The 24,548-nt window shown below is 56.5% G+C and carries 20 protein-coding genes and 1 pseudogene; 3 read left to right on the forward strand and 18 right to left on the reverse strand.

The annotated features are described in order from the left end of the window. Positions 1-101 precede the first annotated feature (101 nt). The 7 genes from HAV22_RS13985 to HAV22_RS31525 all read right to left on the reverse strand — a co-directional run bounded on the left by HAV22_RS13985 (position 102) and on the right by HAV22_RS31525 (position 5,464). The gene (locus HAV22_RS13985; protein ID WP_166859706.1) at positions 102-500 is read right to left on the reverse strand and encodes an acyltransferase family protein; all 399 of its coding nucleotides are present in this window, start codon (positions 498-500) and stop codon (positions 102-104) included. A 68-nt stretch (positions 501-568) separates the two neighbouring features. Next, on the reverse strand, positions 569-943 hold the full coding sequence (locus tag HAV22_RS13990; RefSeq protein ID WP_166859707.1) for an HPF/RaiA family ribosome-associated protein: 375 nt from the start codon (positions 941-943) through the stop codon (positions 569-571). 73 nt (positions 944-1,016) lie between these two features. After that, entirely contained in the window at positions 1,017-1,715 is a 699-nt protein-coding gene (locus tag HAV22_RS13995; protein ID WP_166859708.1) for a DUF1345 domain-containing protein, read from the reverse strand. Further along, a complete protein-coding gene (locus HAV22_RS14000; protein WP_166859709.1) occupies positions 1,715-2,980 on the reverse strand; it encodes an MFS transporter in 1,266 nt (421 codons plus the stop codon). The genes HAV22_RS13995 and HAV22_RS14000 overlap by 1 nt, the downstream gene beginning before the upstream one ends. Positions 2,981-3,177: 197 nt before the next feature. Beyond that, entirely contained in the window at positions 3,178-3,921 is a 744-nt protein-coding gene (locus HAV22_RS14005) for a class I SAM-dependent methyltransferase (protein ID WP_166859710.1), read from the reverse strand. Between the two features lie 121 nt (positions 3,922-4,042). Continuing rightward, a complete protein-coding gene (locus HAV22_RS14010; protein WP_166859711.1) occupies positions 4,043-5,071 on the reverse strand; it encodes a CDP-6-deoxy-delta-3,4-glucoseen reductase in 1,029 nt (342 codons plus the stop codon). Positions 5,072-5,212: 141 nt separating this feature from the next. Beyond that, positions 5,213-5,464 carry a helix-turn-helix domain-containing protein gene (locus HAV22_RS31525; protein WP_166859712.1) on the reverse strand — a complete coding sequence of 84 codons (252 nt, stop codon included), beginning with the start codon at positions 5,462-5,464 and terminating at the stop codon, positions 5,213-5,215. Positions 5,465-5,588: 124 nt separating this feature from the next. Here HAV22_RS31525 and HAV22_RS14020 point away from each other — a divergent pair, with 124 nt between their 5' ends. Then, positions 5,589-6,023, forward strand: a complete 435-nt coding sequence (locus HAV22_RS14020) for a hypothetical protein (protein ID WP_166859713.1) — start codon at positions 5,589-5,591, stop codon at positions 6,021-6,023. Positions 6,024-6,073: 50 nt separating this feature from the next. Here the strand turns inward: HAV22_RS14020 and HAV22_RS31185 are convergent. The 9 genes and pseudogenes from HAV22_RS31185 to HAV22_RS14065 form a co-directional block, all read right to left on the reverse strand. Beyond that, positions 6,074-6,231, reverse strand: a pseudogene (locus HAV22_RS31185) (transposase); the annotation flags it as partial. Positions 6,232-6,369: 138 nt separating this feature from the next. Further along, positions 6,370-8,178 carry an ATP-dependent nuclease gene (locus HAV22_RS14030; protein WP_166859714.1) on the reverse strand — a complete coding sequence of 603 codons (1,809 nt, stop codon included), beginning with the start codon at positions 8,176-8,178 and terminating at the stop codon, positions 6,370-6,372. A 139-nt stretch (positions 8,179-8,317) separates the two neighbouring features. Continuing rightward, positions 8,318-9,916 (reverse strand): hypothetical protein, encoded by a 1,599-nt coding sequence (locus HAV22_RS14035; RefSeq protein WP_166859715.1) that lies wholly within the window; start codon positions 9,914-9,916, stop codon positions 8,318-8,320. A 171-nt stretch (positions 9,917-10,087) separates the two neighbouring features. Beyond that, the gene (locus HAV22_RS14040; protein WP_166859716.1) at positions 10,088-12,043 is read right to left on the reverse strand and encodes a UvrD-helicase domain-containing protein; all 1,956 of its coding nucleotides are present in this window, start codon (positions 12,041-12,043) and stop codon (positions 10,088-10,090) included. Further along, positions 12,040-14,331 carry an AAA family ATPase gene (locus HAV22_RS14045; protein ID WP_166859717.1) on the reverse strand — a complete coding sequence of 764 codons (2,292 nt, stop codon included), beginning with the start codon at positions 14,329-14,331 and terminating at the stop codon, positions 12,040-12,042. The genes HAV22_RS14040 and HAV22_RS14045 overlap by 4 nt, the downstream gene beginning before the upstream one ends. A gap of 229 nt (positions 14,332-14,560) precedes the next feature. After that, positions 14,561-14,962 carry a TetR/AcrR family transcriptional regulator gene (locus HAV22_RS14050; RefSeq protein ID WP_166859718.1) on the reverse strand — a complete coding sequence of 134 codons (402 nt, stop codon included), beginning with the start codon at positions 14,960-14,962 and terminating at the stop codon, positions 14,561-14,563. A 9-nt stretch (positions 14,963-14,971) separates the two neighbouring features. Further along, complete coding sequence (locus HAV22_RS14055; RefSeq protein WP_166859719.1) at positions 14,972-16,735, reverse strand: site-specific integrase; 1,764 nt, start codon at positions 16,733-16,735, stop codon at positions 14,972-14,974. Further along, entirely contained in the window at positions 16,732-18,354 is a 1,623-nt protein-coding gene (locus HAV22_RS14060) for a site-specific integrase (protein WP_166859720.1), read from the reverse strand. Before HAV22_RS14060 ends, HAV22_RS14055 begins: the two co-directional genes overlap by 4 nt. Before the next feature lie 3 nt (positions 18,355-18,357). Next, complete coding sequence (locus HAV22_RS14065) at positions 18,358-19,509, reverse strand: tyrosine-type recombinase/integrase (RefSeq protein ID WP_166859721.1); 1,152 nt, start codon at positions 19,507-19,509, stop codon at positions 18,358-18,360. Between the two features lie 169 nt (positions 19,510-19,678). Between HAV22_RS14065 and HAV22_RS14070 the strand changes: the two genes are divergently transcribed. After that, positions 19,679-20,578 carry an NAD-dependent epimerase/dehydratase family protein gene (locus tag HAV22_RS14070; RefSeq protein ID WP_166859722.1) on the forward strand — a complete coding sequence of 300 codons (900 nt, stop codon included), beginning with the start codon at positions 19,679-19,681 and terminating at the stop codon, positions 20,576-20,578. Positions 20,579-20,738: 160 nt separating this feature from the next. Next, positions 20,739-21,005: a hypothetical protein gene (locus HAV22_RS14075; RefSeq protein ID WP_166859723.1), complete on the forward strand. Its 267-nt coding sequence runs from the start codon at positions 20,739-20,741 to the stop codon at positions 21,003-21,005. Between the two features lie 104 nt (positions 21,006-21,109). On the opposite strand, the gene HAV22_RS30845 is transcribed toward HAV22_RS14075, so the two are convergent. Further along, on the reverse strand, positions 21,110-22,357 hold the full coding sequence (locus tag HAV22_RS30845; RefSeq protein ID WP_208296195.1) for a UCP032817 domain-containing protein: 1,248 nt from the start codon (positions 22,355-22,357) through the stop codon (positions 21,110-21,112). Positions 22,358-22,644: 287 nt separating this feature from the next. Beyond that, the gene (locus tag HAV22_RS14085) at positions 22,645-24,498 is read right to left on the reverse strand and encodes a sensor histidine kinase (RefSeq protein ID WP_166859724.1); all 1,854 of its coding nucleotides are present in this window, start codon (positions 24,496-24,498) and stop codon (positions 22,645-22,647) included. Between the last annotated feature and the right edge of the window lie 50 nt (positions 24,499-24,548).

Genomic DNA, 24,548 nt, shown 5'->3' on the forward strand with positions numbered 1-24,548 from the left:
ATTCGTGCTGCGCCGACGCTTCTTTTGTTCTGCTTCACCCGCCAAAATAGTCCCCGCTAAAAAATAGTGGGGACTATGTTGAGTGGCGCGCTATCGGGTGTCTACACGGTGCTGGGACGACGCTTACCCATCACGATCAGGTACAGCGGATAGATGCGCGTCGCGCGCTTCCACGCGAATGACGCCAGCCGGCCGGGACGGCCGAGGTCGGCATGGTGGATGTTATGGATGATGTAGCCGGACAGGACGAAGAAGAACGGCGCGCCCGCGTGGCCGAAGCTGAAGAAGCCGCCGAACGGCGCGCCGCTTCCCGGCTGGGTCAGTTCGACGACGTGCGATCCATGGAAGAAGGCGACGAGCAGGGCGGCGATGCCGCGGGCCGCTTCGATGGTCAGCAGTTTGTCCGTCCGGACGGTGGGGACGGCATGCGGTTGTGTGGTATCGGACTTGGTGCTCGACGTTATCCAAACAAGCGTATCCGGACGCCCGAGATGACGCAAGCACGATTAATTTCTACAACACTTTCCGGAAGCAACGGGCCGACGGCGGCCCGTTGCCGCGACGGCGATCAGGAATCGCCGGTCAGGTTTTTATAGGACTCGGCACCCACGGGCAGCGGTTCGCGTTTGTTCTTGTCGTTCAGGCGGCCGATGGCGCTGTCCAGGGCGCGCTTGAGCTTGGTGACGGCACCCGCGATCGACTGCGCCAGGTTTTCCCCGTGCGCGTGCACGACGACCGGCGCGTAGCCGGAGACGAGCGCTTCCATCATGCAGTAGTTGCTGCCGTCCTCGTGCTTTTCCTTGTTTTCGTTGGAGAGGTGGACGTCGACGCGGCGGACGTGGTCCCCAAAACGGGCGATCGCTTCCTCGACCTGCGTGCGGACGCGCTCGTCGAGGCCCTGGTGGCGCTGGATGGTGTTGTCGGTGTTGACATTAACTTCCATAAACTCCTCCAAAAGTGGTCACATTTGCATCGATGTTACCCGCTCCCGGGAAAACCGGGCGTTCCGCACGCCTTCACGTGTTCACGAGGCCGGCCGCGATGTTGACCGACAGGCCGAGGATGACGAGGTTGAAGAAGAACGCGAGCACGCAATGGCCCAGCACCAGCCTGCGCATCGAGCGCGTCTTGACCGTCACGTCCGACGTCTGGACGGCGACGGACAAGGTGAACGAGAAGTACAGGAAGTCCCAGTAGTTCGGCTGCGTGTGCTCGTCGGGGAATTCCAGCGGCAGCGTGTGCTTGCTGGCCGTGTAGTACAGGTGCGCGTAATGGAGGCAGTACATGACGCCGACCAGCAGCCACGAGCCGATCACGGTCAGCGCCGTGAACCCGTAGTGCAGTGCCTTCACGTGCTCCGACGCGTCCTTCATGTTCGCGAGTTCCGTCACGATCGCATACACGGACAGGACCGCGCCGATGACGACGGCGCCCAGCACCGCGCCGCCGCTTTCGTCCTGCCGCTCGGCGATGGCGCGCACGCGGCTGTGGTCGGCGCGGAACATCGTCCACGTCATCGTCAGCAGGTAAGCCCACACGCCGCTGTTCCAGCCGATCAGCGAGCGGCGCAGGTCGTTGTAGTTGCCGGGGGCGAGGATGCCGACGACGACGCCGAGCAGCACGGCGCCGAGCAGGTAAGGACGGCTGCGGATGAAGCGCACGAGGAAGCCGGGCTCCTGCGGCGGGCGTGCGTCGTTCGGGAAGCGCTTGTCCATCAGCCCGCCTTTGCCGTCGCGGCGGCCGTATCGTTGTCGTGGTGGGGAAAGCGGTCCATGCGCGACAGCACGGGGAACAGCTTCATCCAGGTGCCCGTGACGACGAGCGTGGCGACGCCGCCGAACACGATCGCGCGCACGAGGCCGAGCCAGCTCGCGGTGAGCCCGGACTCGAACTCGCCCAGTTCGTTGGACGCGCCGATGAACACGGCGTTCACGGCGCTGACGCGGCCGCGGATCTCGTCAGGCGTCTCGTACTGGACGAGCAGGTGGCGGATGTACACGCTGATCATGTCGCCGGCGCCCAGCAGGAACAGGGCCGCGAGGGCGACGTAGAAGCTCGTCGTCAGGCCCATCGTCACGGTGGCCGCGCCGAACAGGGCGACGCCGCCGAACATCCAGGCGCCGACCTTGCGCGTGATGGGCCAGAACGCCAGCGCGATCGAGCAGATCGTGGCGCCCGCGCCGGGGGCCGTTCGCAGCAGGCCCAGGCTCGTGGGGCCGGCCCGCAGCACGTCGTGCGCGTACGCGGGCAGAAGCGCGGTGGCGCCGCCGAACAGCACGGCGAACAGATCGAGCGAGATGGCGCCCAGCACGATCGGCCGCGACCACACGAAGCGCAGGCCCTCGAGCAGCGTGTGCCAGCTGACGGGCGCCTTGTTGCGCGCCTGCGGTGCGCTCTTCGTGCCGGCCATCAGCAGCACGGCCACGACCAGCAGGGTGCTCGACACGGCATACACGACGTTCGGCCCGAACACGTACAGCAGGCCACCGAGCACCGGGCCGACGATCACGGACACCTGGAACGTGGACGAACTCAATGCCACGGCCTGCGAGAAATCCTGCGTGGACACGAGGTTGCGCAGCACGGCTTGCGACGCCGGCTGCATGAAGGCGCGCGCGCTGCCGAACAGCACGAGCACGGCATAGACGGGCCACACGGTCGTGCTGCCGGACAGCGTGAACGCGACGAGCAGCAGGCTGCACAGCAGCTGCGTGCTCATGCAAGCGAGGATGATCTTGCGGCGGTTGTGCGTGTCGGCCACGTGGCCCGCCCACAGGATCAGCAGCAGGAACGGCGCGAACTGGGCGAGGCCGATGAGGCCCAGGTCGAACAGGCTGTGGGTGATCTGGTAGACCTGCCAGCCGATGGCCACGCTCTGCATCTGGACGGCGAGCGTGCCGAGGAAGCGCGAGGACAGGTAGAACGAAACGTTACGGTTGCGCAGGACGGCGAGGCGGCCTGTCGGGGAAAACACGGACATAGGTTGAAGTGAGGTAAGGCAGGGATGCCGGCCTCCATTGTGCCCGATGTTCAATGAAGCCGCTGTCATTACGTTGGCGGCCATCATGCTTCCGCGTGGGCGGGGCCGCCCACCCTACGGGCCACGACATGGCGTAGGGTGGGCACCCCGTGCCCACGCGGACGTTTGCAATCCGCGAGCGTCACACGTGAGTGCTGTTATTTCTTGACGAAGCGCACCGCGAACTTGTCGTCCGGCGCACCGTTCATCTCGAAGAACGGCTTCTCGCGCGGGTCGGACGGCGCGCGCAGGTAGTCGCTCTTGGCATCGACCTTGAAGCCGGCCTTCGTCACCTCGTCGACCACCGTGTCCTCGTCGATGCGGTGCAGCGTCTTGGTGGTGGTCAGGCCCGCGCCCTTCTTGGCCGCGTTGTCGACGATGACGAGATGGCCGCCCGGCTTCAGCGCGTCGTACAGGCGCTTGTTCATCGCGGCGCGGTCGGTCGGGGTATTCGCGATGTCGTGGTACGACATGTTGATCGTGATGAGGTCCAGCGCCGGGGTGCCTTTCGGGACCGGGTCGTTGAAGTCCGCCACGACGGCGTGCAGGTTCGGCAGCGTGGACTGGCCCAGGCGCTGGTCCAGCTTCGGGTTCGGCTTGGTGTTCTGGGCCCAGACCTCGCCCTTGCTGCCGACGGCGGCCGCGAGCAACGTGGCGGTGGCGCCGCCGCCCGAGGCGACGTCGAGCGCCTTCATGCCCGGCTTGACTTCCGCGAACGAGAGGAATTCGCCCGTCTTGCGGTGGTCGTCGGCCTTGCGGTCTTCGTCGCTGCGCAGCGGGCTGGCGAGGACGGACTGCCACTTGTTGCCGGCCTGGTCGGCAGCATGGGCGGGGAGGGCGCCCGCCAGCAGGGCGGCGGACAGGGCGAGCAGGACGGGGGCACGGCGTAGCGTCTTATGCATGTTGTTGACCCTTTCTTGTTTGGGAACCGGCCGGTGCGGCCGGGGCAAACGGGAACATACCGCAAATCCTTGTCGAGATATACAGGAATCGAATCTGCATATCGCGCGTGCCCGGAGGCCGTCACGGCTGGGCCAGGTCGGCTTCCGTCGTGAAGGCGTCGGCGTAGAACTCGTCGGCCGGCAGGCCGCAGCGTTCCACGTAGTCGCGGCGCGCCGAATCGACCATGATCGGCGCGCCGCACGCATACACCTGGTGGTTCGACAGGTCGGGAATATCCTGCATGACGGCCGCGTGGACGAAGCCCGTGCGGCCCGTCCAGGCGTCATCCGGCAACGCGTCCGAGATGACCGGTACGTAGGTGAAATGCGGCAGCTCGCGCGCCCACTGTTCGCACAGGTCGTGCATGTACAGGTCCTGCGGGCGGCGTCCGCCCCAGTACAGCGACACGGGACGCTCCGACTTCAGGTGGATCATGTGCTCGACGAGCGCCTTGACGGGCGCGAAGCCCGTGCCCGAGGCCAGCAGCACGATCGGCTTGCTGGACTCCTCGCGCAGGAAGAACGTGCCCAGCGGACCTTCGAAGCGCAGGATGTCGCGCTCCTTCATCGTCGAGAACACATGGTCGGTGAACACGCCGCCCGGCAAGTGCCGGATGTGCAGTTCGATGGGACCGCCCAGCGACGGCGCGCTCGCGATGCTGTAGGCGCGGCGCTTGCCGTCCTTGAGCATGAATTCGATGTACTGGCCGGCGCGGTAGGCGAGGGCTTCGTTGGCCGGCAACTGCAGCGTGATGATGGCCACGTCCGGCGCGGCGCGGCGGATGGCGATGACACGGGTCGGCATCTTGCGGACGGGGTATTCGCTGCTGCCGCCCACTTCGCGCGCTTCGATCACGAGATCACCTTCGGGCACGGCGCAGCACATCAGCGCAAAGCCCTGCAGTTTTTCCTGCTCGGACAGCGCGCGCGCCTGGTGCGGCTTGTGGTGGATCGTCCCTTCGACGACCTTGCCCTTGCAGGAACCGCAGGCGCCGTTCTTGCAGCCGTACGGCAGGCCGATGCCGGAGCGGATCGCGGCCGCGAGCACGGTTTCGTCGGCGTCGCAGTCGTAGTGATGGCCGCTGGGCTGGACAGTGATCTGAAACGTCATCGATTAAGTTCAGTAGTAACAGTTACAGGGCGCTAAATCGTTGATTTAGCGAATTTTTTCTTTAGTAACACTTCTGTATTTTACCGCTTCGCTCACCGCCTTACACACCCTAGCGGTGTTTCCTAACGACAGCGACCTCCGTTACGAATCCGCCGGCAGAAGCAAGACGTGAGGCAAGACCCCTAGGGCGAGCGCAATTTTCTCGAGATTGTCTATCGAAATATTTCGGGTACGACGCTCGACGTGCGCGATGAATGTCCGATGTAATCCTGACTCAAAAGCAAGCATTTCTTGTGACCAATTACGTTCCCTTCGCAGACGGACAAGATTTGCGGACAGGTTCGCTCTTGCTGAGTGCGTTGGGCTAGTGGCGCTCGGAGGGGAGGTTGACATTTGCGCAGCATGGAGAAACGCCGCTTTTGCGTCAGCCGCTTTTGAGTCACAATATGCCTCGGGTGAACGTCATATATTGCAATATTGTCATTAAATTGAAGTTCTAGACCTCTGGAGGAAATTAATGAATAAGCAATACCTTGTGGCATCCTCGGAAGAAGGGCTTGAGACTTGGCCGCCCTTCGTAGTAGAGGCAAATAGCCCAGAGCAAGCTATTGATAAGTTCCTACGGCAGATCTACTCTAAAGATCCGGGCTTCCAGGAATTTGTACAAGATATGTCGATAAACTGTTCGTTCATCGAGCGCTTCTTTATCGCGACTGACGCTGAGAAAGCGCAGTTCGACCAAAGCGGTAGAGTTGACTATGATTTAGAGGTTATTGCTAAGCGAGTCCGAGACTTTTTTGTTAATGCCCCTGACCTTGGCGAAAAATTCCTGCGTTATATGGACACTCGAGACGAGAACGAACTGGATGATAGCGTGTTCGAGTTTATTTCGGCAGCCGATCCAAGAGGCGTTTTGGCGTTAGCTCTTGATTCAATTCCACGGCTCCGATGACGCTAGCCGGCTAACATTTTCAGCAAAACCTCGATTAGTGATAAGTATCTCTAATAATACAGGTCGACGTACCGCCAGCAGATGAGCGAGCAGGCCAGCGAGAGGAAGGCCTGATGAATGTCCGCGGGGCGTTAGTAGCGGATTCTCAGTCTGCGAAATCGGTGAAGCCACCCGAGGGTTCGTTCGACGACCCAACTCGGTGCCTGCCAGCCAACCCAGTAGCGGTGAACTAATCAATATTTTCTCTCGATCTCGACTGGATGCATACGATGGTTGTACTGAAGGCGTTGTTGTTTTCAAGACATGAAAGAGGTTTTGTTGTGTTACGCGCGCTGAGACAGTTATGTTATGGGAAAAGGGTATTCAAGCAAATGTTCATCGCACTGCGCGAAAAAGCATTATCCTGCTCCAATTTGTCTACAACGGCCGCAAGCTTTTCCGGTTCGTTCGCCATGCCATGAAGCTTATTATCCAGTGTGCTGCGACGATTCGCCGCCTGAGGAGGGGCAGTGAGAACACCAAGTTGAATAAGCTCGGCTTCAACAATATTTTCGCAGTCAATATTTCTCAACAGTTCAGCCTCGAGGTCCTCAGGCCACACCCAGCAGTTGGCTTTTTTAAGCAATGGACGATAGGTGTTCACAGCACGTTGTTGTAGCCCCTTCTTTAGTGCAGTACGTTCTGCAACGCTTAGTAAAGCGGTTGATATGAGTAGTTTTTCGACAGCAGAGTCTTCAAATTTGCCTGGCAAAGCGACTGCTGTATTTAGTTCTATAAGCAGCGCGTTTAGAGTTTTTGCGGCATTCTTGCCGCGCTTCTTTTTTGTGTCTAGTGACGAAAGAATAGCTTGGGCAGCCGCTTGAATAGGACCCTTAGCGTGAACTGTCATCGGGATAAAGTGCGGTACTGCACTTGAAAAAACAGAATCCCAGTCGAATACAGCGCGCCACTCGATCTTCATCAAATGAAGGATTTCGCAAAATTGCGCAACTCGGTCTTTGCCTTCTGCCGATACTATAAGTATGTCTGCTGCATCGATTGTTATGTTCTTTCTAAGCTCATAGAGCCTGCTCAGTACCGTCCGGTCTGTTGCGCCCTCGACTACGATCACCAAATTTGACAGCAACGGCTCTATACATTTCAATCCATACGTCTCGGAAATATAGTGGAGGGTTTTTGATGAGTATTTTGCAAGAAGCCCATCCAGTGGGAAATATGTGGTCGCGTCATTTTTTACTCCTAGTCGCCGCAGTTTTCCCATTTCAAAATGATTTAGGAGGTAAGGCGAATGAGTACTTAAAAGGACTTGGTGAGTTAAACTGAGTTGTTCGAAATCGTCTGCTACGCAACGAATTGTCGATGGATGCAAATGATTGTCTGGCTCTTCAAAGATAAACAGCAAACTTCCTTCGTATGTGGAGCCAAGCTGCTTATATAGATCCATAATAACCGTGCTTTGATGCCCTGTGCCAACTGCATCCAGACGGACCTCAACATTTACTCGCTTTACCTTAAGAGATATTTGCTCTGCTAGCGACTCCATTTCCATGCCGGCAAAATCAAGCTCCATGGTAGAATTTCCTAGTAGTTTTGAAACCCCATTGGTGCTATTTGATAATACCGGGCGAGCCTTGCGTCGAAATAACTTTTCTGCTTGGTCGCGTAGCCCGTTAACATTGCCCGTCCCTCGTGTTCGGAGTAAAGCTTCTTTCAAAAGCTTTCTGAACGGCTCTAGCCCGCCTGCGTTTAAGTCGCGAATCGGCGGAACGTAAACAATTTGAAAATTGTTAATAAGGAGTTCGAAGTCTGCCTGTGCCGTGGAGGCGCCAACCTGCCTGCTTACTGTGCCGCCTCGATAAAGCTTGCATACATATCTTAGAGTTCCATCCGGTTCGGCAAGCGCAGCCAATGCAGGGATGCAAGCGGAGAATATTAGCTCGATATGGATGGAAGTACGTGGGCCCGTTTTCCACTGCGTGATGTTTTCGGCCACGTCTGCGGCACCTACACTTGGCTGCAGCGCAAGCAGTATAGCTCGCATCACGTTTGATTTTCCGCAACTATTGGGGCCACACACTACAGTGAGATGATCAAGAGGTAATGTCAAGTCTTCAATCGACCGAAAATTTCGAATTCGTACTTTACTCAATTGCATGGGGGGCTGCGCTCATTTTTATGTTTTAATGAAATTAAATTCTCTTCGATAGAGCTATATAGGCGTGTATTTCGCCCACTTCCTAGGTCGTGTCCATTTTCTTGTGCAAGTGAATCCCGATAGGATTCTTAGTCGCGCTCTAGTGTACAATGACGTTCGACGGGAAAAGGCTAGGAAGAATATTATCCCCATAGTCGGCAACAAAGCTTATGGAGCTCTCTATAAAGTCCGGTGCACCGTGTTGGAGCGGACGAGGATACAGCCTGAATATTCGCCCAAAAGGTACACGTACATTCGCGGGGTGACAGCATTCTTTTAACCAATCTGCGAGGTTAAGTGTCCGAATGTCTGCGATCGCGCTGCGCGCTCCCTCTTGGTAGGCTACAAAGGGAATTCCAAACTCTCCTGGCGGAACCTGCTCAATGGCCTCATTTAATGTCGACATTGGGCCCCAAGAACGTTTCTTGATTGCCTGCTCACTGCTATTTACCCACAGAAGGCCGACAGGCTCTTCGGCCATATCTAGAACTGGTTCGTAAAAGTTCCTCACCCGGCAGATAAGACCATCCCATTCTGCAAGATCGGAATTCCATCCGAAAACCTCGTTAAGCATGAAGGGGGAATACATACGAGTATTTCCTCCGATATTGACTAGCTTAGCCGACTCCACATAGGTCGCTGTTCCCCAAGGCCAGGTCGCTCTCGAGCCACTTTTGCCGGCGAAACGTAATTGCAGTAGACATGAAACGATTTCATCGATTGAAATTAGTTTCGACTCGATCGACAATTCCAGTAAGAACATTCCCCACATGCCTGCCGCTCTAGCATATGTATCTAATTTTTCGAAGAGCGATCGCATTACGCGTTCTTCACTAAGCTCGTATTCCGTAAGGACTCTTTTCCGCTTGCATTCGATGACAATAGGGTAAGGATCGTGACACCGCAAATCCGGAGTCTTGCCGCCCCGTGGCTCCAGAAATTCAACCGATCGACCCTTTATAGCGCATCCGGCAGCGACGAGTAGTTCGAAAATTGTCGAGTCGACATCTCTTGAGGTACCTCGCCAAAGTGATCGGATTCGCTTCATGGCACCAGGAACGTTCGATAACACGTCAAGTCGCTCGGCCAAACGAGCAATCTGAGGTACTAGGCTGGCGCCGGCAAACATGTCATAGTTCGGGTTATTTGTGAGCCAGAAGTGACTCTCATTAACGCACTGTGCAAAACGGTGTATTTGGGGAGATTCGCTTTCGGGTACAACCCCCTTAACGATAGAAAGGAGGCCGTTTTCTCTTTTGATACATGGTGACTCCATGGCCAAAGAGCGATATGTGGTCAATGTAGATGCCGGTATTAACTCAAGCAGCTTATCAAACGATTGCGAAAGTAGAGTATTGACGTCTCCCCCTGTTGGGGCTACCTGGTCAACAGTCAGTTGGTCACGGGAGTACCGTGGAGGAGAATCGCCTGTCTCCCTCGCGGTCTCGATGTCTTCTATTTCTTCCGCCGTCAGCTTGAGCAGAGCTCCCATATCTTTTATGATATCGTTAAGACGGTCGCTAGCGGCAACTCCTTTTTTTTCAAGCTCTGTCATTTCCCCTTTGAGTTCATCTGAGGGATTTTGGAAGAATTTACGTCTCGCGCCAGCTAAATGTTGTCCGATAGCATTAAGCTCGACCTTTACTATGTCCGCTTGTGAGGTTAAAGCTCGAAACGCTTTTATATCTTTATCGTTCAACGATTCCATTTTTTACGATTTGAGATTGGATGAGCCCTGTGTGTTTTACGTTACGTGGCGATCACATTCTGACAGTGATCCTCTAAACAGGTTTTCGGGGGCAGATCTTTTTTGATTATAGCGACTTCGGGGAAAGCAACCACTGCATCCGCCCGAGGTCGCCGATTGATATCACGGAATAACTACAACCTCTTCAGGAGCAAACCAGCCAGTTTTTTCGTTAATGTGCGCAAGCGCTGTGGCCGGCTGCGTTGACCACAGCACGAGTGCTAGAGACTCCCGAGCTCGGCTGCAAGTGACGTACAACAGGCGCAGACTGCGGTCGATTGTGGTTTCCTTGCCGTCGCTGAGATTTGAAATGTCCGTATCACTCAGGGTTTTGCCCCCGAAGAGCTTGTCGTACGAGATCAAGAAACCGCCGGCTTGGCTATCGTCCATTACGACCATTACGTGGTCAAATTCGGAGCCTTTTATGACCTGATGCGTCGCTAGCTCCGAAGTGCCAGCTAGATACCGCCGATACTGTACGAGCTCTGCCCAAGGCGCTGCAAAGAGTGCACACCAGCCACGGCGGATCCTGGCGTGCGTAGTCTCCGTATTCTTTCGGGGGATTGGAGGAGGAGGTGGTGGCGACTTGTCGGCGAACGCCTCCGCCAAACGCGGGTGCACTTCGAACAGCCGAGCCGCTATGACAGGTTCGATCACTTGCCCAATAGTCGAGTCTTCATCTATGCAAATCCTGGCGAACTTCTGGATGGCATTTAGGATCTCGTCCGTGCGGACGTTACGCTGAGCCTCATCGACAGGTAGATCGTCGAGGCTTCCATTACGGCGGAGCACATCGGTCATAGCAGATTCATTCATGGTGCCGTCGGGGCGGATGCAAGCTTCTAGCTGTGCCAGTTCATCCAGCACTAGCTTGGCCGCAGAGGGACCATTGTTCTCGCCACTGCCTACCGGTGCCGCGCCATTCGGGTCGATAAGGTCCATTGCCTCGTAGACGCTCAGAAACCCGCCCCTGGTTGCAACCAGCTTGTGTTCAAGCGCCAAGAGCTGATAGGTTCCGTCTTTCCATGCATCGGGCGACACCGACGCTTGCATCTGAGCGGCGCACCAATGCTCGTGTTCACGCTTGTCGTTGGCGGACTGAGATGCGTCGCCGACGAACAGGCGCACTACGCCGCCCGTTTTCTCGGTCCGGTGATGTTGCCTCACGCCGCTCGTTGACTGCGTGCGTCCCTGCATCTTCGATTCCCAGATCTGATTGATGAGAGTGACGATGCGACGCTGGCTACGGTGGTTCATCTGCAACTCGGGTTTAGCCCAACCCGTGGGCACCAAGCCCGGCAGGTCGGAATGACCATCGGAATAGATGCGCTGACGGTGGTCGCCCAATAATCCTAGTGTGAGTCCGCTGCCTCGTGGCTCGGCCAAGACCATCAGCGCGTCCAGAACTCCCTTCATCGTGTCCTGGGACTCGTCAATAAGGATGATTGGGTGGCGATCCCTCAGGATGGTCCTGAGCGTTGGTCGGTTCAGGAGCAGCCAAGCCGTGGCGTCGAGGACGTGCCGGTGCTGGATGGCGCCCGGCCCAAACGTATTCCGGTCTGGGTTGTAAATGAACTTCTCGGTCTTGCCAAGCTGGTCGATTTCTGCCTCGATCTCGGCAAACTTCGCAATGTCAGTGTCACTTATCCCGCGCTTCTTGGCGGCGGCCTTGCTGAGCTCCTTCTCCAGCTCGGCCTGTTTTACCGCTACAAGCGCCGCGCTAATGTCTGCGTCGAAGCCATTGATGAGCTCCCAGCAGAACGAATGGATCGTCGAGACGTTTACCAAGTCGTTGCTGCCTAGGCGCCCATTAATGACCGCTACAGCGTTCTTTGTGAACGTGACGACGCGAATGGCACGGCCGGCTAGTCGCAGTTGGCGGCCGAGTCCGCTGCCGGCCACGTGAGGCACGACTCCGGTGAGCCTGCGAAGGACCTCGACGAGCGTACGCGTCTTACCAGACCCGGCGCCGGCGAAAAGAAAGAAGCTGCGTGGTGGCTGCTCGGTGAGGTACCCGCAGATCTCCTCAACGACGCCGGCATCCCGGTCGTTGCCTTCGCGAACGAGGGAGCGATTCATAGTACGATGTCCGCGCTTGGTTCGAGCTGGGCCTGCAGCCAGGCGAGGGCGTCTGCGATGTACTTCGGGCAGGTGATGCTCTCTCCTGCAGCCACGTTCTCGAAGATGCTCGCGGCGAAGTCGCCTTTGCTGAACGACTTGTGCATCAACGTGTGCAGTGCGCTGGCCAGCTCAGGATGCGTTTTTGCCGCAGCAACCTTGGCGGCGACGGCGCCGAGGGCCCCAGTTGGAGGCGCGACTGAGTTACCGTCATTGTCCACCGCCGTCATCAGCTTTTTGAACCAATCGATGTTGCTTAAAATTAGGGAGTCCTCGAAAGAGCTTGGCCACGTGTTGCCGGCCTCGGAGACTGGCAACTGCCAAGAAAATCGAACCATGCAGTCAGCCTCTGTCCATGTCAGGTGTTCGGGCTTAGGCACTTTGAAGTCATCTAGGTTCTCAAGCTTGGGATGCCAGTTGCGCAGCGTGGCGTTACCGCACTGTAGTCCGACTTGGCCGGTGTTGGCTACGGCTACGTAGACCGTCTTTCCTGTAGCCGCGGCTTTGGCTTCGACAGGGTCGATGTCGGTAATGACGACGGTAGGAATACGCAGCCTCTCGACCAGAGGTTTTAATCGATGTGCGTGGCTGCCGCCGATGTCCAGGAAGGATACGTAGCGGCTGTTTAGCACTTCGTAGTCACGCTCCATGAATAGTGGCACCAACATGCGCTCGGCCACGCCCTCAACGAAGATGGCCGCGTTGGCGAACAAGAGGTCGGTATGCTGAACGCGGAAGTACCGTTCGGCGAACTTCCGCGTCACTGTGTCGCTCCCGAAGATCTGCCCGAGGTTAACGACTTCGGTTGTCGGCATCGGCTGGCCCGCCGATTTGGGGACGCGACGGACGTAGCGCAGTCGGTCGAAGTTCTCCGCGTGCGCTAGGTGGCTCGAATGCGTGCTGATAAGCAGCTGGCTTTTCAGCGCAGTTGCTTCCTTTTCGGTCGGACTTATGAGTTTATGCGCCTTGTCGGGGAAGATGCGCTGCACCTGCACATGCAGATGGGCCTCAGGCTCCTCGATCATGACTAGGTGAACCGGCGCCGGTGACCCCTTTTCCGGATTCAAACGGGCGGTCTTGAAAGACACTAGCTGATAGCTCAGCGACTGAAGATTTTGGTAGCCTAGGCCGATGGAGTATTCCGGCAGCAGATCTTCGCCGGAGTCCTTCTTCATGCTGTACTGGACTGCAGTTCCATGGTCGAGCAGGTCTGCTGTCTGAATGCGGGTCCGGAAGCGGATTTCCTGCGGATCATGCAACCCAGGATAACCGAGCTTTTTAACCTCCGCCACCGACGGCGCGATAGCGTCGTGGATCTTCTTGTCCAGCTCCTTTTGCGCCTCGGCCACGGCCTTGATGAGGTCCGCTCGGTGGCCGTGTCCCGTTGCGGCCACGTTAAGGTGCCTCCGTGCGAACTGAAGCAGTTGGTCGGAAAACATCCCTACACGATGAGGACCGGATGCGGACCGCGAGGCAGCCTCTTCGCTGCCAAGGCCACGCTGAGCCGCCACGAAGTCGACGCGGATCAGCTTAGCCAAATGCTTACGCTCGATAGGTTCCGCGTCAGCCGGTAACAGCTGCGTCGTGTAGGTTGGTTTACCCTCTAGCGGGTTATTCTCTGCGTCTAGCTTATATGCCCTAACGTGGCCCATCTTTAGTGGTTCACGCAGCCAGTAGTCGAGTAAGTCAATGGGCCAAGCGAGTGAGTCGGTGCCCATATCTTTCACGGGAAGACGGGCCGTGTGATACGACCAGGCCAACTCCTTTAGCGAGGCTACGTCGGACACTGGCTCCAGACGTAGTCGAACTCCAACCGCACCGCCTTGCCAGTTGAATTTGGAGAGAAGCGGGGCCACGAAATGGTACATCCCTGCCTCGGCATTGAACCAGAGATCAAGCGTAGGCATAGTGGACAGCAGGGTGGTAAGCTGGGCCGCCCAGTCGGTGGAGTCGGTTCCAGCAGATGTTGCTGGATCCTCAGTCAAAGTTTCCCATTCTTTGCCGAGCTCTCGTAGTTTTGTCCACTGCGAAAGGCTAATGTCAAAGGCGCCGAATGCCGAACTATCGGACAAGAAGTGCCGCAGTGCTGCAAGCACGGAGGTTTTGCCGCTGTTGTTGGCGCCGACGAGAATAGTGGTTTTCTCATCGATATCCATCTGAACCTTACCCAGCCGACGAAACTGGCAAAGCTCCAGGTATCGAAGAGTTATGCTGCCTGTGCTTGGAATGATTATTGTTTTTTCTGTCATAGCCTATTGGACTGGGTATTGTTTGACCGCTCTTTGCCCGGCCGTATTCATAAAGGCTCTGGGCGTTTCGTACAGATCGAACTGCACATGACTTAGCGAGTCCCTTCTAGCCCCAAGGAACTTGGTGCAATTCTGAATAGGGGCCAATAAAACAATACCATCGAACAGTGCGTTATGGCAACTGTCGTTACGACCTCGGTGTTAGCACGAATACGGCGTAAATCTTCAGCTAACTAGGGAGCTTGCTTACCTTTCCGGTCGAGATCGCTGACTGGAGCGTCAGCTCCGCGCGCAATGCTTCGTTGATGGACGCAAGATCAATAATTTCTTTCCTCAAGTTCGCAACTTCGACACGCAGAGCTTGATTTTTGGCCCGCTCTTGGATCAATAGATTCTCGTTTTTATTGCGTTGAGATCGGATGTCCTTGCCTACTGCGATCCTGACCTCTTCAGCAAGAGAAGGATAGCGATTATGGATTAACGCTGAACTTACGCCGGCCTCTTTCGCAATGCCAGATATAGACACCTTAGCACCGCGCTCACGTAGTTTCTTTAGCGCCAAGCGGAGCTTGGCTTCGGTCTGCTGTCGATCACGGGTTTGCCCCGTCGGTTTGTTAGGGTTTACGCTCACTTTTAGTACCTACTCTATATTCGCACCTAGAGCGTTTAATACCTTCTTTGCTCTCGACATGTCGCGCCTGACTCTGTCAACAGCGCCTGGGCCCAAATCTTCAGCCTCTCGAACTAATTCTTGCTGATCGGAATATAGTTGCTGCCATACCTTTTTGAACGACTGGTCAATTACTCCATTCCCACAGTCGACACATAAACCTTTTTCATATAATCCTTGGCCACCGCAACCGTCGTCCTGTGCAAGGCACCAACCGTGCCCTGTGCTGCGTAAGTTGAGCTTAGTACTGGTTTCCAGAATGAGGGCAGAGCGATTCGGGAAGTCATGTCCTCTCATTTTCATAATTTTAATACCTGCTCCGCCCGCTAGTGGTTGCTCATCAGAGAGCCAACTTTCGATAATGTCTACTTTCTGGCTTTGAATTTCCTCAAATATCTCATCGTAAAGCGGGGAATCTTGGTTCGGGTTCGAGGCATATAGCTGGGACATGTCTAAACTAGAGTGCTTAAATTGCTCTTTCAGGAAGAGAAGATTTCCTAATCTATGCCTAACAAAAGTCCAGGCATATAATCGGCGCATTTGATGCGGAGCAAGTGCCCAATCAGTACCAGCTAGACTAGCTAAATTTCTCATCGCCATACGCCACCCGCCTATCGTTACTGCGCTTACGCCGCGACCGCTGACTCCGAGGAATAGTCGGTTCTGATTGGCTTTGAGGCGGGCCAGGGTCTTTTGATAACGAGGACTCTCCGCATCACACGTTTCCGACTCCATTTTGCATATCTGGTTTTTTAAGATTAGTCGAAGCGGTGCGGAAAAACGTTCCATCACTTCGAGTATCACGTGCCCTAAAGATGGCATCATGTATTCGACACGTCCCTTAAAAGTCTTATGCTCGATACTCGTAACCCAATGGTATGTAATGCCGTTCTTTTTCTCTGTCCGCCCGGCATCAATCTCGATTCCAACTATTTCCTCGCAGCGCATGCCAGTTAGTATGCCGATGAGGAAAAAGCAGCAGTCTCGTATTAATTTTACATCTTGATCTCTATATTTTCGACGAAGCCCGGTGTCGCGCTCATCTAGTACACAGTGCGCATTGTTGAGAACTCTCTCGGAGAAACTAAATATCTGTTGTGCGACGCCTTTCGGTATCAGTGGAGTTTTGCTTGCTTGTGTCACTTTTTCCCTTGCTTGTCCTGACATGCCCGCAACATCAAAGTATGACGATTCTGGCCACGGATGGAATTTAAGACCATCCTCGTGCTCTTTGTTAAATCGGTACAGAATTTCAAGTGGGAAAAAATTTTTAACCAATGCATTTGTCGACAAGCATTTTACGTTGCGTTGGTTATGGACAAAATTTGAAACATGAATCGGCCTTACTTGGGAGAAGTATGTAAGATTTTGATCTGTGAGATATTTAGTGAATCCTAATAACGCTTGAAGTACACGCATGATCGACACCGCGCCGGGGCGTCGTGTGCCGGGAATTCCCGTACGCCAATAGCGATAAATGACTGCTTTGCAGGCAGGCCGAAATCCTTCCGGTATTCTCAACCAATTAAATGATTTGACCCCATCAGATAAATTTGATTGGTTGAAGAACGGCCACATATCCCATTGAGTATCTCCATAACGGCTGATGACGATCGTATTGCCTAGATCGTTTGTAACTGCACTTATAACAATGTTTTCACACTTCTCTGCGGAGTAGGGGGCGATGCTAGTGGGTTGAGAAGCGAGCAATTCATACGCTTTAGTGAGTGTCATCTGTTTGCACTTTCGCCAGCAATTTGGTAGGTCTTCCAGAATTTTATTGGATCTACCTTTGCTTTGGTTTTCGCTTTCGATAGAATTTCAGAGTCAAATTTTTCGACTGTGAATGAATCAATCAAATCCAGTATGCTCCTAAATTTAGCACGCCAGTCGCTAGAGCGACCGTTCTCAATTTCGGCTTGCAGAAACCAGTAGAAACTAAACAGTCGGTGAAGGTCTTTTTCTGAGCCGACAATTGCATATGATCGGCAGCTAAAACAACTTAAAAAATCTGAGCAGTGCGTTTTTCCGTCTTTTGGTGCATATTCGCCGTAAATTGTGTCGTGACAACTTCCCACCGGAGTGTTTTCCGGTAGAGCCTTAATCGCAACATTGGAAAGATTAGGACTTTCACTGCCGCGATAGATATCAGGAAGTGCCTCGCCAACAAACGTTGCATTTGCTCGCATTTCGTCGGTGCAGGATAAGTAATGAGTGTCAGCTACATCTGGTGTATGGCCCATAACTGAGGCAACTGCAAATAGGTCGCCGCCGCTTAGCGACCAGAGGCGGTTCTCTAGTGTCTTTCTTAGGCGAGAGAAATTAATAACGAGTCGTCCACCATCATCACTCGTTAGGCCATATTTGTCGATCCGTCGTTGGATTGTCCGACTCATTACGGCTGTGGAGAGTAATGTTATCTCACGTTTTCTTGAGGCTTGGCGATACACCCACAAACTTTGGCGAATAGTTTTATCTTTAGATTTCTCGGAAAGAATCTGATTTCTACTAAGAACCATCTTAAACAAAGCTACCCCATCCATTGGTATAGAGGCGAATTGCGAAGCACTGACCGAGTAACGCAAAGAGGTGAGGTGCGTTGCATTCCCTCGGCGCTTAAATGACTCGAGCAACATCATATTTGGCATGAAAGGATGGGGGCGCAGGCTATCTCTGCGCAACTCTAGTAATGATGTTGGATTCAAACCAGTACGCATCGCAAGCGCCGTGGCTAAAATTGTTAAAGCCTCTGCTTCTACACCATCAAAAGTGCCTTTGTGAATTAATATGATCTCTTTTCGCAGCATTTGGGCAAGTCGCGCGCGCTCGTTTTCAGAGAGCTCCTTTTCTCCCTTACTTGCGTTATTGCTTCCTGGGTAGGGGTTCGGCGGAAAGATATTTCTGCTTCCGGCGACAAATCCATAACGAAACATTGAGGTGAGAACCGCTTTGGTTCCTGAGTAAGTTGCTTTCTGCGTAACTACTGACCAGCCTCGACCATTAACTCCTAACCATTTTATAAATTCGTTGATGTGAGATCTGTCGATGTCTTGTGGCCTTATCGAGGAGCCGTATTCTATTAAGAAGTCTAGAAAATGTCGAAAAGATATCCAGTACGTGACAACAGTTGAGGGAAAGACGCTTTTATTTTTGAGCAGTAGTCTCAAGAGCGATTCGCAGTTGAATACCCATTCGTCGACTCCATGGTTTAGCCGGGCACTCATGTCGATTTTTCGCCATGACAAGGTTGGCCTGTCTAACAGAATTATGGCATTCGAAACGTGCGTTTCGAAATTAATTTTTAGATCGTTCTTAAGAAGTTCTCTGGCTTTGAAATTCTTCCTCGTTGCCATGCCTTAGTCCTCGCTGCTAAAGAGCTTGTCTAATTCGTCCTCATGTTGCAGGATGAGATGGCCTTCTAAGTTATTAATTAGATGAAGATATTTTGCAGTCGTCTTAACGCTGCTGTGTCCTAATCTGTCGCGGACATAAAGTAAAGGCTCGCCTTTAAAATCCTTGCTTTTCCTCAAGCTCCAAAGTAAGTATGTGGCATACGTGTGGCGAAGCATGTGTGGGCGCACTTTATAATTCACTCGTGACGTCAGTCTGGAGAATATGTCAGTAAAGGCGGTTTTTCCGTAGGGACGTCCAGTCTCGGTAAGGAATAATGTCGCGAACTTAGAGTCGTCGGATACATTGTTCTCCCTCTTCTGTCGATGACGCGAGGCATACCAGAATAAATCCTCCATCAAATCATAGGGGATGTCGATATCTCTGGGCTTATTAAATTTTATTCGCATGTCTCTCGGATTGAGAGAAATGCGAATTTTTTGACCTATCGAAAGATCTTTTCTTCGGGTTGGGTCGAAAACATACTTTTCCGGAAAAGTCCGACACTCTACCTGCCTAAGTCCGGTTCGTAACATTAGCTGGAATATTAGTTGATGAGTGTAGTTGCTAATGTTTTGCAGGCAGTCCTTTGCTTGCTCTTTCGTGATAAACGGTATTGATAAGCCGGGCTCACGGAGCAGTACATCTGGCGTCTGCGTTAGAACATCACCGGAATTTAGGTGGGAAGCGAAGCCAGGGTCAGGATTAAGGCGGATAGTTGACTTGTCAAATGGAAGGGTTTCGATAAGCCTAGTTTCTAAGGCCCAGACGTAGAATCTTACAACTATTCTCATGCGCTGATTGACCGTGCGCGGGCTGAGCTCTAGTTCGCCTCGGGACCAGTCTCGATATTTAACTAATGGTCCAGCCGACCCAAGGGCTGGATTAGCTGTCCAGTCCAGATTATTAGCTGAAAGGAATGCGAAGTAGTCGTAAAGCGACCTTCCGTACGCAGCCCATGTGTCTTTACTGTTGCGCTTGCCGGGCGACAGTAAAAGCTCCCAAAGAAATCTTTGTGCCGGCTGGATCGCATCGCTTTTGTCATCCAACAGAAGCGGAAAACCCTCATAGGTTCGCCCCGAGACGACCAGCTTTTCGTTGGCAAGTACCAAACGCACCTTAGGGCCTCTTCATTCCGTGTTGGTAGGTACAGCTGCTGCTATACCCTAAGAAGCGCTGAGAGGGCGGTGCTTGAGATTGCGCGTCGTGCGGGTAATCTCAATGTTGCTCATCAATGAACAAATGTCAAGTAACTATTTGGACTGATATGATCATACAATCCTCGGAATGAATACAAAAAACAAATTCGGGTTCAACAAGCCGCGCCTCTTGATCGTGGGCTGCGGCGATGTCGGCATGCGCCTGCTGCCGCTGGTGCGTGAGCGTTTTCGCGTGTTTGCCGTGACGAGCCAGCCGGCACGCTGCGCGGCACTCCGCGCCGCGGGCGCGGTGCCCGTCGTGGCCGACCTCGACCGGCCCGCAACGTTGAAGCGCCTGGCCGGTCTGGCGCAGCGGGTCGTGCACCTGGCGCCCCCGCCACCGGACGGTGCGCTCGATGTGCGCACGCGCAATTTGACCGCCATTCTACCCGACGGCGCACGGGTCGTTTATGTCAGCACCACGGGCGTCTACGGCGACCGCGGCGGTGCGCCGACGCCCGAAACGACGCCCGTCGCGCCACGCAATGCGAGGGCGCGCCGGCGCGTCGACGCGGAACGCGTGCTGCGCGCCTGGGCCGTGGCCAGCGGCGGCAAGGTGGCGATCCTGCGCGCGCCCGGCATCTACGCGGCCGACCGCCTGCCCATCGAACGGCTGCAGCGAGGCACGCCCGCGCTCGCGCGCGAGGATGACGTGTACACGAACCACATCCACGCGGACGACCTCGCCCGCCTGTGCGCGTTGGCGCTGTTCCGGGCGCGGCCGGGTCGCGTCTACAACGCGTCGGACGACAGCCGCCTCAAGATGGGCGATTATTTCGACGTCGTGGCGGATGCGTTCGGCCTGCCCCGGCCGCCGCGGCTGGCGCGCGCCGACCTGGAAAAGGCCGTGTCGCCGATGCTGCTGTCCTTCATGTCGGAATCGCGCCAGCTGGACAACCGCCGCCTCGCGACGGAATTGCGCGCCCGCCTGCTGCACCCCCGCGTGGAAGAGACGGTCGCGGCACTGGCCCGCACGACGTCTGCATAAGGGCGGCTTAAGCATTTCGCAACTGGTCCATGTATCATTCGGGGTCGCCGTAGAGCGACCATCATATAAAGAATCTATATTCCCGAAACTGGCTCATTTTCCATAACCCCCGATGGGTCGTGGAGAATTTCCCATGGATGTCACAAGCGAAGGACGATTTATGCCCATCAGAAGGATCCCGGAGGGCGCCGAGTATGACCCGAACCGGGTGCTCGATGCCATCATCAGCAAGCTCAGGCTGAAGAACGACGCCGCGCTGTCGCGCGTGCTGGAGGTGGCGCCGCCCGTCATCAGCAAGATCCGCCACAACACGCTGCCGATCGGCGCCACGCTGCTGCTGCGCATGCATGAGGTGTCCGATTACAGCATCCGCGAGTTGCGCGCGCTGATGCTCAGGTCCGAGGGCGCGCTGTCCAGCCCGGTCTGATCCCACGAAAAAAATCCGCCCGGGTGGGCGGATCAGGCCGGCGCGGCCCCATGAGGGAGTCGGCCGCGCCGGGACGGGCTGCCGGACGTGTCCGGCGTATTCCCTCAGGCTGCGCTGACCGACGGGCGCGGACCGGCGCAGAACGCGACGTCCATGCTGGGACGCGGGCCGGCGCAGAATGCCGTGTCGGTGCCCTTTGCGGCGGTCTTGACCGATGGACGCGGACCGGCGCAGAACGCGACGTCGGAACTCGGACGTGGGCCTGCGCAGAACGCGGTGTCGGTACCCTTTGCGGCGGTCTTGACCGACGGACGCGGGCCGGCGCAGAACGCGACGTCGGAACTCGGGCGCGGGCCTGCGCAGAATGCGGTGTCGGTACCCTTTGCGGCGGTCTTGACCGATGGACGTGGACCGGCGCAGAACGCGACGTCGGAACTCGGCCGTGGGCCGGCGCAGAACGCGGTGTCGATGCCCTTTGCGGCGGTCTTGACCGACGGACGCGGGCCGGCGCAGAACGCGACGTCGGAACTCGGGCGCGGGCCGGCGCAGAACGCGGTGTCGGTGCCCTTTGCGGCGGTCTTGACCGATGGACGCGGACCGGCGCAGAACGCGACGTCGGAACTCGGACGCGGGCCTGCGCAGAACGCGGTGTCGGTGCCCTTTGCGGCGGTCTTGACCGACGGACGCGGGCCGGCGCAGAACGCGACGTCGGAACTCGGGCGCGGGCCGGCGCAGAACGCGGTGTCCGTGCCCTTTGCGGCGGCGTTGACCGACGGACGCGGGCCGGCGCAGAAGGCGACATCGGAACTCGGACGCGGGCCTGCGCAGAACGCAGTGTCCGTGCCCTTCGCGTCAGCCGTGATTGACGGACGCGGGCCTGCGCAGAACGCGACGTCCGAACTCGGGCGAGGACCGGCGCAGAACGCAGCGGCCACGCCGTCCGATACCGCTTCCGCGGCGGCGACCGTGCCCGGGTAGGCGTCGCCGAACGTGGCTTCGTACAGTTCGCGCATGCGGTCGCCGCTGTCGAGGCGGAACTGCTGGTCGTCTTCGTCGCCCATGCCGACGTACGGGTAGTGGTGCAGGAAGTAGCCGAACGCCTGCTCGCAGTCGGCGGCGTATTTCATCGTGTCGAGGATGTGGTAGTGCCAGAACGTGTCGACGTCGACCAGCGGTGCCGTGTCCTCGTCCGGATACAGCTTCATCAGGCACAGGAAACGACGGTATTCCTTTTCGACGGCATTGGCTTTTTCCAGGCTCCAGCCTTCGCCTGAGGGGCCGTGCATCAGCTTCGTCTTGATCGGTTCCAGGTCGAGTTGCATCACGGAGTTGAACAGGTCGTTTGCGTTCATAGTCATCCTCATATGTTTGGTTAAAGTACTGCTATCCCTGGTGTTGGTTTGTGCGTGGATTGGCTGCAGGCGAACAACATTTCCGCGGAGCGCACGTTGACATTCAGCAAGTCCTCGGTGGATTCGCGGATTTGTCTTACACGTGCTCAATGTAGACGAGGCAATCGAGCCTCTTATTGATATTTATCAAAGAAACAACATTTATTGCTTGGCTCGCTAGGCGATACCAAATTGGCATAGTCGGAGGTAACGATCCGGGATAAGCAAGGTGTGAAGTTTGATAGAAATCAAATAACAGACGAGCCTGATCCACGTTCGATCAGGTCGAGCACCGGCTGCTCCGGGCCGCCGATGACGGGCGCGGACACGGTCACCGTGGTGCCTCCGTCCGGCTCGCTGAACACGGCGCAGGTGCCGCCGAGGATCACGATGCGCTCTTCGATGCCGACGAGGCCGAACGATCCGTATTTGTTGCGCCCGCCCGGCGGCAGGCCGCAACCGTTGTCGCGCACCGTCAGCGACAGCCAGCCGCCGTTCAGCCGCAACTCCACCTTCACGCGCGTCGCGTTCGCGTGCCGCACGATGTTCGTCAGCGATTCCTGCAGGATGCGGAAGAACGCCGTCGCGCAGTGGTCGGGCAGGGCGATCTCGCCGTGGTCGTCCTGGATGTCGCACTGGATGCCCGTGCGGCGCTGGAACTGGTTGACCTGCCACTCGACCGCGGCGGACAGGCCCAGGTCGAGCACCGTCGGACGCAGGTCGTTGATGATCTGGCGCACGCTCTTGATCGTCGTGTCGATCTGCAGCAGCGTGGCGCGGGCGCGCTTGTGCAGGTGGCTGTGCGTGCCTTGCGTGCGCCCGGCCAGCAGTTCGGCCTCGATGCGCAGCGCGAGCAGGCTCTGGCCGAGGTCGTCGTGGATCTCGCGCGCGATGCGCTTGCGCTCCATTTCCTTGATCTGGTAGGCGTGGTCGGCCAGGCGCCTGAGCTTCTGGTGCGACAGCTGCAACTTGCTTTGGCTTTCGCGCAATTCGCTCGTCATCTCCTGCGCGAGCGCGAGGGCGGCGCGGCGTGACGAGGTCAGCGTGTGCAGCAGCGCGTACAGCAGGATCGAGCCGAGGAAGCCGAACCCCATCATCAGCTTCGGATAATACGTGTCGAATTCCGTGTACAGCGACGTCTTGCGGACGCTGTACACGGTCTTCCAGGGACGGCCGTTGAAGTTCAGCGGCAGCGTCGTCGTGAACACGTCGTCGCCGCTGTCGAGCGCCGGCGTCGGGTCCGCGTGCGTGCCCCGGCTGTCGAACAGCGCCTGCGGGTGGCCGGACGCGTCGTGCCCGTTCACGTCCACGCCGGAGCCGATGTCGTACAAGGTCATGCGCAGGCCGGAAATCGGGATCTCGTCGATGACGCCGTGCAGCAGCTTCGGCATATTGAAGGCGATGCCGAGCGAGCCCACGTAGGCTGCGCGGCGCTCTTCCACCGTATCGAGCGGCATGCCGAATTGGTATACCGGCGTGCGCATCCCCAGGTAGATGTTGTTCGGCGTGGACAGCGCGGGAATCGGCGTGCCCGCGGCGTACAGCGTGCCGTTGTCGCGCGCATCCATCAATTGCTTGCTGAAGTAGCGGTTCGTCAACAAGTCGATGCCGTACAGCGTGGGCTTGTCCGGATCGGGCTCGAAATAGGCGATCGGCAGATAGTCCTTGCGGATACCGGGCGGGGAGATGTCGAGTTGCGCATCGCTGCCGAGGTGGCGCCGCATTTCCTCGCGCAGGTCGTCCATGAACGCGGCCCGGTCGGCTTCCGTGACGTAGGCCGCGAAATTCATGCTGTCGATGGCAGGATAATTGCGCGGCAATTCCAAGCCACGCACGTATTCGTGGAAGCGGCGATGCGTCATGATGTCCGAGCTTTGCAGCATGCTGCCTGCGGCACGGAGGAGGTCCGTGTACGACTTGAGCCGGACGCTGATGACGCTTTGCGCGTGCTTCGCGTGATTGACGAACCGGGCCTCCGCATCGCCTTCGATCGAATGGGCCGTGACCATGTACAAGAGGCTGCCGACGAGCGACGACAGCAGGGCGCCGGCCCAGAACGAGAACCGGGTGACCGAAAAAGCGTCTCTCAGTGTCGTCGTCATGAGTGCGTTTTCCAAGGGTGTGTTGCGGCAGTGCCGTGATGCATTGTTAA

Origin of the sequence: Telluria antibiotica (assembly GCF_011682055.1) — a bacterium.
GTDB lineage: Bacteria > Pseudomonadota > Gammaproteobacteria > Burkholderiales > Burkholderiaceae_D > Telluria > Telluria antibiotica.

Bases quoted from the DNA above. Each gene is read 5' to 3' on its own strand.
- HAV22_RS14045 (WP_166859717.1), bottom strand. From the start codon at position 14,331: ATGACAGAAAAAACAATAATCATTCCAAGCACAGGCAGCATAACTCTT.
- HAV22_RS13990 (WP_166859707.1), bottom strand. From the start codon at position 943: ATGGAAGTTAATGTCAACACCGACAACACCATCCAGCGCCACCAGGGC.
- HAV22_RS30845 (WP_208296195.1), bottom strand. From the start codon at position 22,357: ATGAACGCAAACGACCTGTTCAACTCCGTGATGCAACTCGACCTGGAA.
- HAV22_RS14000 (WP_166859709.1), bottom strand. From the start codon at position 2,980: ATGTCCGTGTTTTCCCCGACAGGCCGCCTCGCCGTCCTGCGCAACCGT.
- HAV22_RS14020 (WP_166859713.1), top strand. From the start codon at position 5,589: ATGAATAAGCAATACCTTGTGGCATCCTCGGAAGAAGGGCTTGAGACT.
- HAV22_RS13995 (WP_166859708.1), bottom strand. From the start codon at position 1,715: ATGGACAAGCGCTTCCCGAACGACGCACGCCCGCCGCAGGAGCCCGGC.
- HAV22_RS14060 (WP_166859720.1), bottom strand. From the start codon at position 18,354: ATGGCAACGAGGAAGAATTTCAAAGCCAGAGAACTTCTTAAGAACGAT.
- HAV22_RS14010 (WP_166859711.1), bottom strand. From the start codon at position 5,071: ATGACGTTTCAGATCACTGTCCAGCCCAGCGGCCATCACTACGACTGC.
- HAV22_RS14075 (WP_166859723.1), top strand. From the start codon at position 20,739: ATGCCCATCAGAAGGATCCCGGAGGGCGCCGAGTATGACCCGAACCGG.
- HAV22_RS14055 (WP_166859719.1), bottom strand. From the start codon at position 16,735: ATGACACTCACTAAAGCGTATGAATTGCTCGCTTCTCAACCCACTAGC.
- HAV22_RS14085 (WP_166859724.1), bottom strand. From the start codon at position 24,498: ATGACGACGACACTGAGAGACGCTTTTTCGGTCACCCGGTTCTCGTTC.
- HAV22_RS14030 (WP_166859714.1), bottom strand. From the start codon at position 8,178: ATGCAATTGAGTAAAGTACGAATTCGAAATTTTCGGTCGATTGAAGAC.
- HAV22_RS14070 (WP_166859722.1), top strand. From the start codon at position 19,679: ATGAATACAAAAAACAAATTCGGGTTCAACAAGCCGCGCCTCTTGATC.
- HAV22_RS14005 (WP_166859710.1), bottom strand. From the start codon at position 3,921: ATGCATAAGACGCTACGCCGTGCCCCCGTCCTGCTCGCCCTGTCCGCC.
- HAV22_RS31525 (WP_166859712.1), bottom strand. From the start codon at position 5,464: ATGTCAACCTCCCCTCCGAGCGCCACTAGCCCAACGCACTCAGCAAGA.
- HAV22_RS14040 (WP_166859716.1), bottom strand. From the start codon at position 12,043: ATGAATCGCTCCCTCGTTCGCGAAGGCAACGACCGGGATGCCGGCGTC.